This is a genomic window from Streptomyces hygroscopicus subsp. hygroscopicus, assembly GCF_001553455.1.
Classification (GTDB): domain Bacteria; phylum Actinomycetota; class Actinomycetes; order Streptomycetales; family Streptomycetaceae; genus Streptomyces; species Streptomyces hygroscopicus.
Map to the genome: position 1 here is coordinate 22,814 of NZ_BBOX01000083.1, position 13,844 is coordinate 36,657.

At 70.3% G+C, this 13,844-nt stretch carries 12 protein-coding genes; 6 read left to right on the forward strand and 6 right to left on the reverse strand.

Annotated elements, in window-relative coordinates; translation table 11 throughout:
- The first annotated feature begins 5 nt into the window (after nucleotides 1–5).
- From AXW62_RS09310 to AXW62_RS09330, 5 genes are all read left to right on the forward strand, one after another.
- Nucleotides 6–629: a nuclear transport factor 2 family protein gene (locus tag AXW62_RS09310; RefSeq protein WP_244502675.1), complete on the forward strand. Its 624-nt coding sequence runs from the start codon at nucleotides 6–8 to the stop codon at nucleotides 627–629.
- Nucleotides 630–639: 10 nt separating this feature from the next.
- Nucleotides 640–1,470, forward strand: coding sequence for a sugar phosphate isomerase/epimerase family protein (locus AXW62_RS09315; RefSeq protein WP_060944075.1), 831 nt, complete (start codon nucleotides 640–642; stop codon nucleotides 1,468–1,470).
- Nucleotides 1,467–2,348: an intradiol ring-cleavage dioxygenase gene (locus AXW62_RS09320; RefSeq protein ID WP_060944076.1), complete on the forward strand. Its 882-nt coding sequence runs from the start codon at nucleotides 1,467–1,469 to the stop codon at nucleotides 2,346–2,348. Before AXW62_RS09315 ends, AXW62_RS09320 begins: the two co-directional genes overlap by 4 nt.
- Nucleotides 2,345–3,406, forward strand: a complete 1,062-nt coding sequence (locus AXW62_RS09325; protein ID WP_060944077.1) for a maleylacetate reductase — start codon at nucleotides 2,345–2,347, stop codon at nucleotides 3,404–3,406. The genes AXW62_RS09320 and AXW62_RS09325 overlap by 4 nt, the downstream gene beginning before the upstream one ends.
- Nucleotides 3,407–3,581: 175 nt before the next feature.
- Complete coding sequence (locus AXW62_RS09330; protein ID WP_060944078.1) at nucleotides 3,582–4,334, forward strand: SDR family NAD(P)-dependent oxidoreductase; 753 nt, start codon at nucleotides 3,582–3,584, stop codon at nucleotides 4,332–4,334.
- A gap of 117 nt (nucleotides 4,335–4,451) precedes the next feature.
- Here the strand turns inward: AXW62_RS09330 and AXW62_RS09335 are convergent, their stop codons facing one another.
- Nucleotides 4,452–5,819, reverse strand: coding sequence for an aminopeptidase P family protein (locus tag AXW62_RS09335; RefSeq protein ID WP_060944079.1), 1,368 nt, complete (start codon nucleotides 5,817–5,819; stop codon nucleotides 4,452–4,454).
- 179 nt (nucleotides 5,820–5,998) lie between these two features.
- Here AXW62_RS09335 and AXW62_RS09340 point away from each other — a divergent pair, with 179 nt between their 5' ends.
- Nucleotides 5,999–8,374 (forward strand): collagenase, encoded by a 2,376-nt coding sequence (locus tag AXW62_RS09340; RefSeq protein ID WP_060944080.1) that lies wholly within the window; start codon nucleotides 5,999–6,001, stop codon nucleotides 8,372–8,374.
- 138 nt (nucleotides 8,375–8,512) lie between these two features.
- Here AXW62_RS09340 and AXW62_RS09345 read toward each other — a convergent pair whose 3' ends face one another.
- The 5 genes from AXW62_RS09345 to AXW62_RS09365 all read right to left on the reverse strand — a co-directional run bounded on the left by AXW62_RS09345 (nucleotide 8,513) and on the right by AXW62_RS09365 (nucleotide 13,579).
- Nucleotides 8,513–9,124 (reverse strand): RBBP9/YdeN family alpha/beta hydrolase, encoded by a 612-nt coding sequence (locus AXW62_RS09345; protein WP_060944081.1) that lies wholly within the window; start codon nucleotides 9,122–9,124, stop codon nucleotides 8,513–8,515.
- Entirely contained in the window at nucleotides 9,121–10,455 is a 1,335-nt protein-coding gene (locus AXW62_RS09350) for an MFS transporter (RefSeq protein WP_060944082.1), read from the reverse strand. The genes AXW62_RS09345 and AXW62_RS09350 overlap by 4 nt, the downstream gene beginning before the upstream one ends.
- A gap of 30 nt (nucleotides 10,456–10,485) precedes the next feature.
- Entirely contained in the window at nucleotides 10,486–11,406 is a 921-nt protein-coding gene (locus AXW62_RS09355; RefSeq protein WP_060944083.1) for a TauD/TfdA dioxygenase family protein, read from the reverse strand.
- Nucleotides 11,407–11,444: 38 nt separating this feature from the next.
- A complete protein-coding gene (locus tag AXW62_RS09360) occupies nucleotides 11,445–12,416 on the reverse strand; it encodes a quinone oxidoreductase family protein (RefSeq protein WP_060944084.1) in 972 nt (323 codons plus the stop codon).
- Between the two features lie 104 nt (nucleotides 12,417–12,520).
- On the reverse strand, nucleotides 12,521–13,579 hold the full coding sequence (locus tag AXW62_RS09365) for a beta-keto acid cleavage family enzyme (RefSeq protein WP_060944085.1): 1,059 nt from the start codon (nucleotides 13,577–13,579) through the stop codon (nucleotides 12,521–12,523).
- Nucleotides 13,580–13,844 lie beyond the last annotated feature (265 nt).

A 13,844-nucleotide genomic window follows, 5' to 3' on the forward strand; every position in this document is an offset into this window, starting at 1 on the left:
TGAGCGTGTCGACAAGCCTCGAAGACAGGCTGGCACTACGCGAGTTGGTCGAGAACTGGGCCGTGTGGCGCGACGCCGCGGACTGGGAGCGTTTCGCCACGGTGTGGCACCCGACCGAGGGATGGATGAGTGCCACCTGGTTCCAGGGACCGGCGGCCGAGTTCATCGACGTCAGCCGGGCGGGCTTCGACAGCGGCGTGAGCATCCTGCACTTCCTGGGCGGACACAGCGCCGAGATCAACGGCGACCGGGCCATCGCCCAGACCAAGATGACGATCAACCAGCGCGCGAGCATCGACGGGGTCGAGGTCGACGTGGTCTGCACCGGCCGCTTCTACGACTTCTGCGGCCGGTACGACGGCCAGTGGAAGGTCGTCCGCCGCCAGCCGATCTACGAGAAGGACCGGCTCGATCCGGTCGACCCGTCCGCGCGGCTGGAACTCGATCCCGAACTGCTCGACCGGTTTCCCACCGGCTACCGCCACCTGGGCTATCTGCAGACCAAGGCCGGGTTCACGGTCAAGACCGGATTGCCCGGTCTGACCGGGGAGGCGGTGCGGCGGCTGTACGACGAGGGCGCGAAGTGGCTGGCGGGATCAGCCACCCCGGGCAACCCCAGCGAAGAGTGAGAGCATCGAGATGACCGCGGAATTCCTGAACTGCAGCGCCAACACCCTGCGTCACGCCGACCTGCCCACCCGGGTGGCCGCGGCGGCCGGTGCCGGGTTCGCCGGCATCGGCCTGCGGGTGAGCGACTACTCCCGCGCGGACATGTCCGACGGGCAGATCCGCGATCTGCTCGACCGGCACGGCGTGCGGGTCCTGGAGATGGAGCACAACTGGGACTGGGTCAAGGGCGAGGACGCCGCGGAGGAAGCCATGTTCTCCTTCGCCGACCGGATCGGGATCCGCCACCTCAACGTCCCGATGTTCGCCGAGCACCCGTTGCCGGACCTCGTGGAACCGTTCGGGGCGTTGTGCGACCGCGCCGCCGAGCACGGCGTTCTGGTCGGGTTCGAGTTCCTCCCCTACAGCCATGTCCGCACCCTGGGCGAGGCGTGGCAGGTGGTCGCGGCGGCCGACCGGCCGAACGGCGGGATCACCCTCGACCTGTGGCACTGGTTCCGTTCCGGCGCCCGGCCCGAGGATCTCGCCGGCATTCCCCCCTCCGCGATCACCACCCTGCAGCTGTGCGACGTACTCCCCCAGCCCGGCCCCGATCCGACCGACGAGGCCCGGCACCGGCGGCTGCTTCCCGGCCAGGGAGCCGGGGACACGCTCGGCGTGCTCCGCGCGCTGCGGGACCACGGTGTCAGCGCGCCGGTCTCGGTGGAGGTCTTCTCCGACGACCTCGACGCCCGGCCCGCCGCGGAAGCGGCCCGGCTCGCCTTCGACGCGGGCGCCCTCGCCCTCGGCCGGGCCGGGGTCACCGCACCGCCCTGGACCACCACGCGCGGGGAGGACCGATGACCACCCGGACCACCGGCTTCTCCGAAGAAGATTCGGTCGACATCGTCACCGAGAGCTTCGCCGGCACCCCGGACGCACGGCTGAAGCAGGTCATGACGAAGCTGGTCGAGCACCTGCACGCGTTCGTGAAGGACATCGAGCCCACCGAGGCGGAATGGCAACGAGCGATCGACTTCCTCACCGCGACCGGGCACATGTGCGACGACACCCGCCAGGAGTTCGTCCTGCTGTCCGACGTGCTGGGAGTGTCCATGCTGGTCGACGCGATCAACAACCGGAAGTCCGCGGCCGCCACCGACACCACCGTCCTCGGCCCGTTCCACATGGTCGACTCACCGCCACGCGAGCTGGGCGCGAACATCTCACTGGACGGCAAGGGCGAGCCCTGCGTGTTCGCCGGACAGGTCCGGTCGTCCGACGGAACACCGCTGCCCGGAGCGCGGGTGGACGTGTGGCAGGCCAACGGAGCCGGCTTCTACGACGTCCAGCAGCCCGGGACACAACCCGAGCGCAACCTGCGGGGACTGTTCACCGCTGACGACGACGGCCGCTTCTGGTTGCGGACCGTGGTCCCCCGCTACTACCCGATCCCGGACGACGGACCGGTCGGCCGGCTGCTCACCGCCACCGGGCGACACCCCAACCGCCCCGCGCACATCCACGTCATCGCCGAAGCCGACGGGCACGCCCCCGTCACCACCCACGTCTTCGTCGAAGACAGTCCGTACCTGGACTCCGACACGGTGTTCGGGGTGAAGGAGTCGCTGATCAGGCCGGTCACGACCGTTGACGATCCGCTCCGCGCCGGGCAGTACGGTGTCGCCAACCCCTTCCGGCTGCTGACGTTCGACGTCGTCCTGGACCGGGTACGGCCATGAGCCACCGCTTCGTCCACGAGAACCGTCCGGGCCGGGTCGTCTTCGCGGCGGGCGCGAGATCACGGCTGCCCGAGGAGATCGACCGGCTCGGCCTGCACCGGCTCATCGTGGTGTGCACACCCGGACACGCCGGCCTGGCCGCCGAACTGGCGGCCCCGCTCGGCGAGCGGATCGCCGATCTGCACCCGCACGCCACGATGCACGTGCCGGCAGCCATCGCGGCGAAGGCCGTGGCGCGAGCGCGGGAGACCGGCGCGGACGGTTGCCTCGCCATCGGCGGTGGCTCCGCGATCGGCCTGGCCAAGGCCGTCGCGAAGGACACCGGCCTGCCGATCGTCGCCGTGCCGACCACCTACGCCGGATCGGAGATGACGCCGATCTGGGGCCTGACCGCCGATGGCCGGAAGACCACCGGACGGGACCCCCGCGTCCTGCCGTCCGTTGTGGTTTACGACCCGGAACTGACCACGACGCTCCCGCCCGCGCTGTCGGTGACCAGTGGCATGAACGCCCTCGCGCACGCCGCGGAGGCCCTGTACGCGCCCGACGGTTCGCCGATCCACACGCTGGTGGCGGCGGAATCGGCGCGGGCCCTGGCCGACGCGCTGCCTCGGGTGGCCGCCGATCCGCACGACACCGACGCCCGCTCCGACGCCCTGTACGGGGCCTGGCTCGCCGGCAGCGTACTGGGTGCGACCACGATGTCCCTGCACCACAAGCTCTGCCACATCCTCGGCGGCACCTTCGATCTGCCGCACGCCGAGACCCACACCGCGGTCCTCCCCCACGTGCTCGCCTTCAACCTCCCGGCAGCGCCGGCGGCGCGGACCGCGCTGGAGACGGCACTCGGCACCACCGAGCCGGCTTCGCACCTGTTCCACCTCGCGCAGGGCCTCGGCGCCGAGATGTCGCTCACGGCACTGGGCATGCCCGAGGACGGCGTGGAGACCGTTGTCTCCCAAGCACTCGCCGCGCCCTACGCCAATCCCAGGCCCATCACGGAGGCCGGCATCCGCCACCTCCTCGGCCACGCGCTCAGCGCCGTCGCACCCGCATAGCCCCGCATCCACCCGGCCGTTTACCGTCGCAACCGGGCTCAACGGATCCCTCTCGTCCCTGCTCCTACCAGCCGCCGTCCGCATCCTCGCGCTGACTGCCGACGCACAGTGTGCGGCAACGCGGACGGGCCCCGCCACGCAAGAGCCGGCTCCGGCCGGCCGAGAAAGGACACTCATGCGCCTGCCCGACAAGGTAGCCCTGATCACCGGTGCCGCCAGCGGTATGGGACGTGCCACCGCCGAAGCGTTCTGCCGCGAGGGCGCGACCGTCGTCATCGCCGACATCGCCGACGAGGACGGTGCCTCGGCCGTCGACGGGATCCGGGCCGCCGGCGGGCAGGCCCGTTACCTGCACCTCGACGTCACGGACGAAAGCTCATGGACCGCCGCGATCGAGGCGGTCCTCGCGGAGTTCGGACGGCTCGACATCCTGGTCAACAACGCGGGGATCAGCGGCACCTTCGACCCCGACCTGACCAGCACCCGGTTCTTCGACCAGCTCATGCGGGTCAACGCGAAGGGTGTGTTCCTCGGCATCAAGCACGGCGCCGCCGCCATGGCCCGATCCGGCGGCGGCTCGATCGTCAACCTGTCCTCCATCTCGGCCTCGATCGGCCAGATCGGCGTGCACCTGGGCTACGGCGCGTCAAAGGCCGCCGTGAAGTCGATGACGACCACCGCGGCGGTGCACTACGCCGATGCCGGGATCCGGGTCAACGCGGTCGCACCGGGCATGCTGCCGGCGATGCGCACCTCCCGGGGCTCCGCCGACCCGGTGTGGCGGGCCAAGCAGATCGACGGGGTGCCGATGAAGCGGGCCGGGGAGGTACGGGAGGTCGCCGACGCCGTCCTCTTCCTCGCCAGCGAAGAGGCCTCCTACATCACCGGAGTCGAGATTCTGGTCGACGGCGGACTGACCGCCGTCTGACCCCCGCGCCCGGAAGGTGGACGTACGGCCTTCCGGTGCCCGTACGTCCGCACAGTGGGCGGCGCTCCCTGCATTTTTCACCGGCATTGCCACGCCAACGGGCTCAGCGGCTTTCGCTCAGCTGATCAGCTCCCCCATCCACGCCTCGATCGCGTCCGGTGTGCGCGGCAGGGCACCCGACATCAGCCGCGCTCCTTCGGCGGTGACGACCAGGTCGTCCTCGATGCGCACGCCGATGCCCCGCAGTTCGGCCGGCAGCGTCTCGTCGTCGGGCTGGAAGTAGAGGCCGGGCTCGACCGTCAGCACCTGCCCCTCCTCCAGCACCCCGTCCGGATAGGTCTCCGCCCGCGCCTGCGCACAGTCGTGGACGTCCAGCCCGAGCATGTGCCCGCTGCCGCACAGGGTGTAGCGACGGTGCAGGTCACCCTCCGGGCTCTTGAGCACGCCCCACTCCGTGAGCCCTTCCGCGATCACGCGCATCGCGGCCCGGTGGAAGTCACGGAAGCTCGCGCCCGGTCTGAGCGCCGCGATACCCGCGTCCTGGGCGGCGAGCACGAGCTCGTACACCTGCCGTTGCAGGTGGGAGAACCGCCCGGAGAGAGGGAGGGTGCGCGTGATGTCGGCGGTGTAGAGGCTGTCTGTCTCCACGCCCGCGTCCAGCAGCAGCAACGTCCCCGCTTCCAGGGGCCCGTCGTTGCGTATCCAGTGCAGGACGCAGGCGTGGGCGCCGGACGCCACGATGGTCTCGTAGCCGGTGCCGTTGCCCTCGGCGCGGGCGCGCAGGCCGAAGACGCCCTCGATCCAGCGCTCGCCGCGCGGGTGGGCGAGGGCGCGCGGCAGGTCACGCACCACGTCTTCGAAACCGGCGACGGTGTGGTCCACGGCGAGCTGCAGCTGGTGTGCCTCCCAAGCGTCCTTGACGAGCCTCAGTTCGCTGAGCGTGGAGGCGAGTTCGGCGTCGGCCGTGGCGTCGCGGCCCGGCGGCAGTTCCCCCTGGCCGCCGAGGACGGCGCAGCGGATGCCGGTCATCCGCTCGGTCTCGTCGAGGTCGGGGCGCCGGCCGACCCAGAACTCGCCGTAGCGCCGGTCCCGGTAGAAGCCGCCGCCGGCGCGCGGTGAGCGGGGCCGCACGTACAGGACCGCCTCGTGCCGGTGGGGTCCGTCCGGCTCCAGGACCAGGACGTGCCCGGCCTGCTCCTCGCCGGTCAGACCGGTGAGCCAGGCGTACCCGCTGTGCGGCCGGAAGCGGTGGTCGCAGTCGTTCGAGCGGACCCTCAGCTCGCCCGCGGGGATGATCAGACGCTCGCCGGGGAAGCGGGCGGACAGCCGGGCGCGGCGGGCGTGGGTGAAGTCGGCGGCGTCCAGCCGGATGTCCATGGGCAGCGGCGTCGGCGCCCAGTCCCCCGCCATGAACGTCTCGAACTCCGGTGAGGCGGGCAGGTCGTGACTGACCGTCCGGGGTGCGCCGGTCAAGGGTTGGTTCATCGGTCCTCCTCGATCCGTACGTCGGCGAGCCCTCCCGCGATCCGTGGCGCCGAGAGCCTTGCCAGTGCAATATCACATTATTATGTTACGCATCACATGGCGCCATACAGGGGGCAGTTCGATGCCCTGAGAGACACCGCTGCCCCGCATTTCTTGCCATCTCCCCACAGGAGCCAACGGTGTTCCAGTCGAGAAACCCGCACGGACTACCGCGCAGATCCACCCGCGGATCCACGCGCAGAAGTCTGCTCACCGCCGTGGCGGCGGTGACGCTCTGCGTCACGACGGTCCCGTCCGGTCACGCGGCCACCCCCGCTGCCCCGCGGCCTTCGGTGTCGCATCCGGCCGCCTCGCCCGGCCCCTTCGACCCGGTCGACCGCCTGGCCGAGGCCCCGGGCCAGGTCCGGAGGGTCCCGGCCCCCGGCGGCCTCACCGACGGCCGTGTCCCCGGGCCTCCGACGCCCGGGCCGAAGGGCCGGGGCCGCCCCGTCACTCCGCATGCCACCCTCGGCAAGGCATCCGTGCCCTGCACGCTCGATGGCGTCACGACCCTGTCCCCGGAGCGCTTCGCCGACTTCCTGGCCGATCCCGCCGTCACCGCCGACGGCTGTCTGCGCTCGATCCTGTGGACCTGGGACCCGCGACTCGCCCCCGTCATGTCGGACGAGCACGTGCAGGCCGTCTCCCACCGCATCACCCGGCTCGCCGCCTCCCACGACGGCGAGGACGGCAGCCACCTGCTGGAGATGTTCACCTACCTGCACGCGGTGGCGTACCAGGACTTCTCGCACGACGAGATCGACGTCACCGACGCTCCGACCGTGAGCGCCATGCGCGAAGCCGTCGACGCCTTCGGCTCGGCCGCCCACACCTTCGACGTCACCCGCCCCAACGCCGAGACCCTGCGCGAAGCCCTCGACGCGGCCTCCGCCCCCGGCTTGCGTCAGCATCAACTCCCCCTGATCAAGCGGGTGCTGGCCACCATGGACGCCCAGCACCCCGGCACCTCCCAGGACACCTCCTGGGCCGGTGCCGCCCTCGCCGCGCTGACCGTGAACTACCTCGGCGTCCACCCCGGCAACAAGGACGCCGCCTTCCACGCCGCGGCCGCGGCGGACCCCTCGTACCGGGCCGTGTTCAGGTCCTTCGCGGGCTACACCCACCTCAAGGACGGGCCCAACGCCTGGGTGGTACGCGACGCGCTCAGCGAGTACGGCCGCTTCGGCCAGATCGAAGGGCTCCGCGACGAGATCGTCTCCGGCCTCGGCGGCCTCCTGGACACCACGGCCCGCAACTTCGGGGACAGCAGCGCCCCCTGGGCGAAGGTCGCCACCTGGCTGGGGGTATTCGAAAGCTGCGCCCCCTACCACGTGTGCAAGGGCGACATCGAGAAGCGTCTCTTCCCGTACACGTACACATACGGCACCGACGGCACCGACGGCATCCAGGTCCGCACCGCCCTCGGCCAGGACACCGTCGACCAGCTCTACTACGCGAGCAAGCAGGTCAAGGCACAGTTCCACCGTGTCCTGGGCACGGAGGCGCCGCTGGCGGGCGACACCAACGCCACTTTGCACATCGTCCTGTACGGCTCCCGCGCCGACTACGAGAACTTCCACCCGCTCCTCACCGGCATGGGCACCGACAACGGCGGCATCTACATCGAGCGGGGGGCCACCTTCTACACGTATCAGCGCCGTGTCCCGCAGGACTCCAGCCTGACCCTGGAGGAGCTGTTCCGGCACGAGTACACGCACTACCTCAACGGTCGCTGGGCGGTGCCCGGCAGCTTCGGCGAAGCTCCCTGGTACGAGGGTGACCGGACCACCGCGATGGACGAGGGCACGGCCGAGTTCTTCGACGGCGCCACCCGCGACGACGGCATCCGGGTCCGCACGTCCCTGGTTCAGGGGATCATCAACGACACGGCCGGCGGCGGGCCGCGCATGACCGTGAACCAGCTCCTGCACGCCACGTACGACGGCGACGGCTTCCGCTTCTACGACTACGCGGGCACGTTCTTCGAGTTCCTGTGGACCGAACACCCCTCCCTCCTGCGGGAGATGTACCGCGACCTGCGCTCCGACGACCCGGCGGCCTTCGACGCCTGGCGCGACCGACTCGGAAGGGACGCGGGACTGCAGAGCGCGTACGACGGCTTCCTGGACCGACAGATCGCCCACGCCGGCGACTTGTACGTGCCCCACACCACCTACACGCCCCTCGGTGAACTCCGTGACACCTCGACCGACCAGATCCGCTCCTCCTTCACCGCGATGACCGCATCCGAACCGGACTGCCGTGCCACCGGCGCGCCGGAGCGTCCCCGGTTCGTCTGCACCGGCCGGATCACCGCGAACCTCACCGATGCCGGCAACGCGGACGCGGTCTTCACGGACATGTCCGAGACGGTCGACTACTTCCTCCTCGACCGGGCCGCGGGCGGCGACAACAACCTGACCGACATGAACTGCTGGTTCGGCGACGTGGACATCTGGTCCAACCAGCGCGCGGGCACGTCGGACTACACCTGCGAGGGTCCCCTCCGCGGCTGACGTACGAGGCGCGCAGGCAGTGTCAGCGTCCGGCCGGAAGTCCGGCCGCGAAGTAACGCGAACCAGGCCGGACGGAAGTCGCTCGACCACTGCAGAGATGTCGGCGGATCCCATCCGCACACCCATCGGGGCCGGTGCTCATGGGGTTTGTCCAGGGGCGGGGCGTGTGGCGGGCACACCGGGCGACGCACCGGCCAGCTCGCGCACGAATTCCTCCGCCCGAGGCCATGCGCCGTAGCCCGAGGCGGGGTTGAGGTGTCCGACGGGGCCGAGGACCACCAGGCGGCTCCCCCATGCCCGCGCCAGGCCGGCGACGCGACCGGCGTGGGCCAGGGGATCGTTGGTGCTCGCTGCGACGATGCTGGGGAAGGGCAGAGGTGTCCGCGGAGTCGGCGTCCAGCCGTTTCCGGCCAGGGTCTCCGGAGTGGGGTAGCCCTCCGGCAGCCGGCGTTCGAAGTCCGGCGGCGCGGCCAGCAGCGCGCCCCTGACCGGACGGTGGTGCCGTTGCGCCCAGTGCACGGTGGTCATCACCCCGGCGCTGTGGGCGACCAGCACCACCGGGCCGCGGATGTCCGACAGCACCTCCTCCAGGGCGGCGACCTGGGCGCGGCGGTTCAGCCGGTCCTTCTCCAGCGGCGGTACCGAACGGCAGTTTTCGATCGTGTCGGCGAGAATGGTCTGCCAGTGGTCCGGCATGTGATCGCGCAGTCCGGGGACCATCACGATCGTCGGCGGCGGGGTGCGGCTCATGACGCGTACTCCAAGGTGGTGACGGCCTGGTCGGAGGTCAGCAGCCCCAGGCGGCGCAGATCTTTTTCGTAGGAGAACCTGCCGATGGTGAAGGCCACGCCGGCCGCGAGCGCGACCAGCGGGACCACCCGCAGCGCGCCGAGCAGGCCCCAGTGGTCCGCGAGCAGCCCGGTCACCGCGGGCCCCGGGGCAAGCCCGAGCAGACTGTTGGCCAGGGTGAGTGTGGCCATGGCCGTCGCCGCGATGGCGGCCGGGGTCAGCCTCGCCACCATGGCCGCCGCCGGGCCGGCCGTGCCGCCGACCACCAGGGTCCCGGCGGCGATCAGCGTGAGCTGCGGCGGGCCGGCCGGCAGCTGGAACGCGGTCATCAGCAGAACGAGCGAACCGAGGCTGCAGGCGATCGCGACGGTCCACTTCCGGGTCCCGGCCCTCCTGCTGAGGCGGTCCGCGACGACTCCGCAGAGGATCATTCCCGTGCCGCTGATCAGCGCGAAACCCCCGGCAGCCAGTCCGGCCTTCCCGGTGGCCAGGTCGTAGTAGCGGTTGAGGAAGCTGGGCATCCAGGCCAGCAGGGCCATCGTGATGAACATCTGGGCTCCGCTGCCGATGTAGGCGCAGATGACGGAGACCGAGGAGAACAGCCGCCGCAGCTGGGGCCGGAGGGGAGCACGTGCACCGGACCGGCCGCCGTGCTCGCCCGGGACCGGCCCGAGCCTCTTCTCGGTGACCACGAGACCGTAGGCCACGGCCAGCGCCAGTCCGAAGGCCCCCATGGCGGCGAACGCCCAGCGCCAGCCGTACGCCTGGGCTATGACGCCGCCGGCCGACACACCCAGCACGGAGCCGAACGACCCTCCGGCCATGAAGGCGCCGGAGAGCGTGGCCCGCAGACGGACGGGGAAGACGCTGAGGACCACCGCGATACCCACACTCCCGTAGGCCGCCTCTCCGACGCCCACGAAGAACCGGCCCACGAGCATCTGGTCGTAGCCGGCGGAAACGGCACAGCCCAACGTCGCCAGACTCCACACCACCGCGGCGATCACCAGGCTCCTGACCCTGCCCCACCGGTCCGCGACGAGCGACAGGGGGAAGGTGAGCACACCGACCATCAGGGCCACGATGCCGCTGAGCGAGCCCAACTGCGAGTCGGAGAGCAGCCATTCGGCCTTCAGCTGAGGAAAGACGGCGTTCAGGACCTGCCGCGACATGTAGTCGGAGAGCAGAAGCCCGAAACTCAGGGCGAACACCAGCCAGGCGTAGCCGCGGGATACGGCCGGTGTGACGGGAGACGTCTCCGGCGCCTTCGTGGCGGTCGTGTGCGGTCCCATGGGCGTCACCTTTTCGTCGTCGGCCGGGGCTCAGAAGGTCCTGTCACCGACGATTCCGGCGCGCTCCATCTTGCGGACGGCGGGCCAGTAGTCCTGGACGGCATAGTGCTGTGTGGAGCGGTTGTCCCAGATCGCGAAGCTGTTGTTCCGCCAGCGCCAGCGCACCTGGTACTCGGGGACGGCCGCCTGGCTGACCAGGTAGTTCAGCAGATGGCTCGCCCCGGGGGCGTAGTCCTGGCCGAAGCGCACGTTCTCGGGCGTGTGGTAGTTCACCAGATGAGTGGTGAAGGCGTTGACGAAGAGGATCTTCTCGCCGGTCTCGGGGTGGGTACGCACCACCGGGTGTTCCGGGTCCGGGTACTGGGCCTTCAGCTGGTGGCGCCGCTCCATCGGCATGCAGGCGCCGAAGGTCGCCTCGATGCTGTGCCGTGCGCGCAAGTCCGCGATCCGCGTCTTGATGTGTTCGGGCAGCCTGCGATACGCCTCGGCCATGTTGACCCAGATCGTGTCGCCGCCCACCTCGGGCCCCTCGACGCAGCGCAGCACGGCTCCCATGGGCGGGCACTCCCGCCAGGTCGCGTCGCAGTGCAGTGCGTTCTCGTAGTGTTCCGGCTTGCTGTCCAGATCCTTGTAGATGCGGACCAGCCCGGGGTGGTCCGGGTCGCTGCCGAGCACCGGGTGGTCCTCCAGCGGGCCGAAGCGCGAGGCGAAGGCGACGTGCTCGGCGCGGGTGATGTCCTGGTCGCGCACGAACAGGACCTTGTGCCGCAGCAGAAGATTCTTGATCTCGGCGAACAGGTCGTCGTCGCGTGCCGCGTCGCCGAGGTTCACGCCGAAGAGTTCGGCGCCGATGGTGCAGGTCAGCGGCTCAGCGGTGAGGGAGGTACGCAGGACGCTCGGGCGCACCAGGGCAGGCGCGTGGTCTTTCCTCGGGCGGACGGTCTGGGGCATGGCGCTCACTCCTGTCATGACTGAGGGGCACGGTGTGCTCAGAGGACGAAGACGGAGGATCCCGTCGTTCGTCCCGTCTCCATCTCGCGGTGTGCCCGTACCGCGTCCTGGAGGGCGTAACGCTGGTTGATCTCGATCGTGATGCGGCCGGACGCGACATGTCCGAACAGCTCATCCGCCAGGGCGGCCCGTTCGGCGGGTTCGGCGATGTAGTCGGCCAGTGCGGGCCGGGTCACGAACAGCGAGCCGTGGACGGCCAGTTGCATGGCGTCGAGCGGCGGGACACCGGAGGCCGTGCCGAAGCACACCAGCAGGCCGCGGCGGCGCAGCGAGGCCATGGACCCGGCGACGGTGTCCTTGCCGATGCTGTCGAAGACCACCGGGACACCCTTGCCGCCGGTCAGCTCCCGCACCCGCTCGGCCACGTTCTCGCGGCGGTAGTAGATGATGTGGTCGCAGCCGTGGGCGCGGGCGATCTCGGCCTTCGCCTCGCTGGAGACCGTGCCGATCACGGTGATGCCGAGCAGTTTGGCCCACTGGGAGAAGATCAGGCCGACGCCGCCGGCCGCCGCGTGGAGCAGTACGGTGTCGCCGGCCCGCAGGGGATGGATCCGGCGCAGCAGGTAGGCCGAGGTGAGACCGCGCATGGTCATCGCCGCGGCGGTTTCGCAGCTGATCTCCTCCGGCAGCTTGATCAGCGAGTCCGCGGGCATGACCCGTTCCGTGCTGTACGCGCCCAGCGGGCTGCCGGTGTAGGTCACGCGTTCGCCCTCGGCGACATGGGTCACGTCTTGGCCCACTGCCTCGATCACACCGGAAGCCTCCACGCCGAGCCCCGCGGGCAGCGGAGCCGGGTACAGGCCGGTACGGAAGTAGGTGTCGGCGAAGTTGAGTCCGACGGCGACGTGCCGGATCCGTACCTCGTCCGGGCCCGGGTCGCCGACGGTGACCTCTTCCCACCTCAGGACGTCCGGGCCACCGGTCTCGTGGAAACGAATGGCATGTGCCACAAGTTGCTCCGTTTGCTCAGGTACGAAGTGGCGGTCACGGGCCGGGGCGGAGTTGCCCGGGGCGGATGTCGTGCGGGTTCCGCGACCGCCGCTGACGGGTCGGGTCAGTTCTGGACGTCGCGCAGCATGGAGCCGCGCCGGCCGGGACGGCGGTTGGGCACCATGCCGAGGTGGGCCAGGGTCTCGTCGGTGTCCGCATACCACTCGCCGAGCTTGTAGATCTTCTTCGCCTCCTGTCCGGTGGCGATCTCCCGGCCGAGGGCGTTCGCGATCTGGACCATCTGCTCGACCTGCGCCACGGACGAGATCCGCTCGCCCTTGTGCCGCCACAGGTTGTCCTCGTTGCCCACCCGCACATGCGTGCCCAACGCGATGCCGATGGCGTTCATCGGCGCCACCGCCCGCATGGATGCCTCGATGGTGAGGACGGCGCCGTCCGGGACGCGGCGGATGAACTCGATCAGGTCGGCCGGGTGCCGGCCGGTGAACCCGCCGCCGATGGCGACCAGATTGAGCACCAGCGGGCCGTGATAGACGCCCTTGCGGATCAGCCGCTCCACGGTCTCCAGCTGCGACAGGTTGGCGAGCTGGAAGTGCGGCTGGATGCCGCTCGCGCGGAGCCGCTTGAGGTGCTCGAGGTAGAACTCCGGTCCGGCCTCGACCACCATGTCCCGGTACGCCTTGTAGTACGCCGGCTTGGAGATCGAGGTGCCCTCGATGTCCTCGTCGTCGAAGAGCTCGACGATGTTCATCTGGTTGGTGTTGATCGCGATCGTGACCTGGTCCGGGCGGGGGGTGATGTCCGCCAGCATGTGGCGGGTGTCGTAGCTGAGCCACTGGGCGTCGCCACCCTCGTCCTCGGGGGCGAAGGAGATCGACCCCCCGATCTGCAGGACCATGTCCGGCACGGCCTCGCGCAGCCGGGCCATCAGCTCGTTGAACATGGACATGCGCTTGGATCCGTGGCCGTCCAGCTCGCGCACGTGGATGTGCAGGACCGTGGCGCCGGCGTTGTAGCAGTCGACCGCCGCCTGCACGTGCTCGTCCATGGTGAGCGGGAGGTCGTCGGCGTCGCCGGGCAGCCACTCCGGCCCGTAGGGCGCGGCTTGGATGACCAGCTTCTCCTGGTTCTCCGGGTACAGGGAGTCGTCGAAGAAGTGCACGGTCCATCTCCTTTGAGGACGGGGCTTCACTCGCCGTACGCGTCGCCCGCGGTACGCGGACCGAGGGGCTCGGCGAGGAGCTGAGTGAGATTGCAGACGGTTTCCCGGGCTCACCACGTGGCTCGGACGCGACCGGTGGGTCCCGGCCGGGGACCTGCGGTGCGGGCAGGGCTCTGCTCGCCCTTGTGGGGCGGACAGTGTCCCTTGCGGTAATGCCACGTTAAGGGCCGGTTACCTGAAATGCTTGACCGTGCGTGACGTCTGA

Excerpts from the sequence above, each read along its gene's own strand:
- AXW62_RS09315 (WP_060944075.1), top strand. The coding sequence starts at position 640 with ATGACCGCGGAATTCCTGAACTGCAGCGCCAACACCCTGCGTCACGCC.
- AXW62_RS09320 (WP_060944076.1), top strand. The coding sequence starts at position 1,467 with ATGACCACCCGGACCACCGGCTTCTCCGAAGAAGATTCGGTCGACATC.
- AXW62_RS09325 (WP_060944077.1), top strand. The coding sequence starts at position 2,345 with ATGAGCCACCGCTTCGTCCACGAGAACCGTCCGGGCCGGGTCGTCTTC.
- AXW62_RS09330 (WP_060944078.1), top strand. The coding sequence starts at position 3,582 with ATGCGCCTGCCCGACAAGGTAGCCCTGATCACCGGTGCCGCCAGCGGT.
- AXW62_RS09335 (WP_060944079.1), bottom strand. The coding sequence starts at position 5,819 with ATGAACCAACCCTTGACCGGCGCACCCCGGACGGTCAGTCACGACCTG.
- AXW62_RS09345 (WP_060944081.1), bottom strand. The coding sequence starts at position 9,124 with ATGAGCCGCACCCCGCCGCCGACGATCGTGATGGTCCCCGGACTGCGC.
- AXW62_RS09350 (WP_060944082.1), bottom strand. The coding sequence starts at position 10,455 with ATGGGACCGCACACGACCGCCACGAAGGCGCCGGAGACGTCTCCCGTC.
- AXW62_RS09355 (WP_060944083.1), bottom strand. The coding sequence starts at position 11,406 with ATGCCCCAGACCGTCCGCCCGAGGAAAGACCACGCGCCTGCCCTGGTG.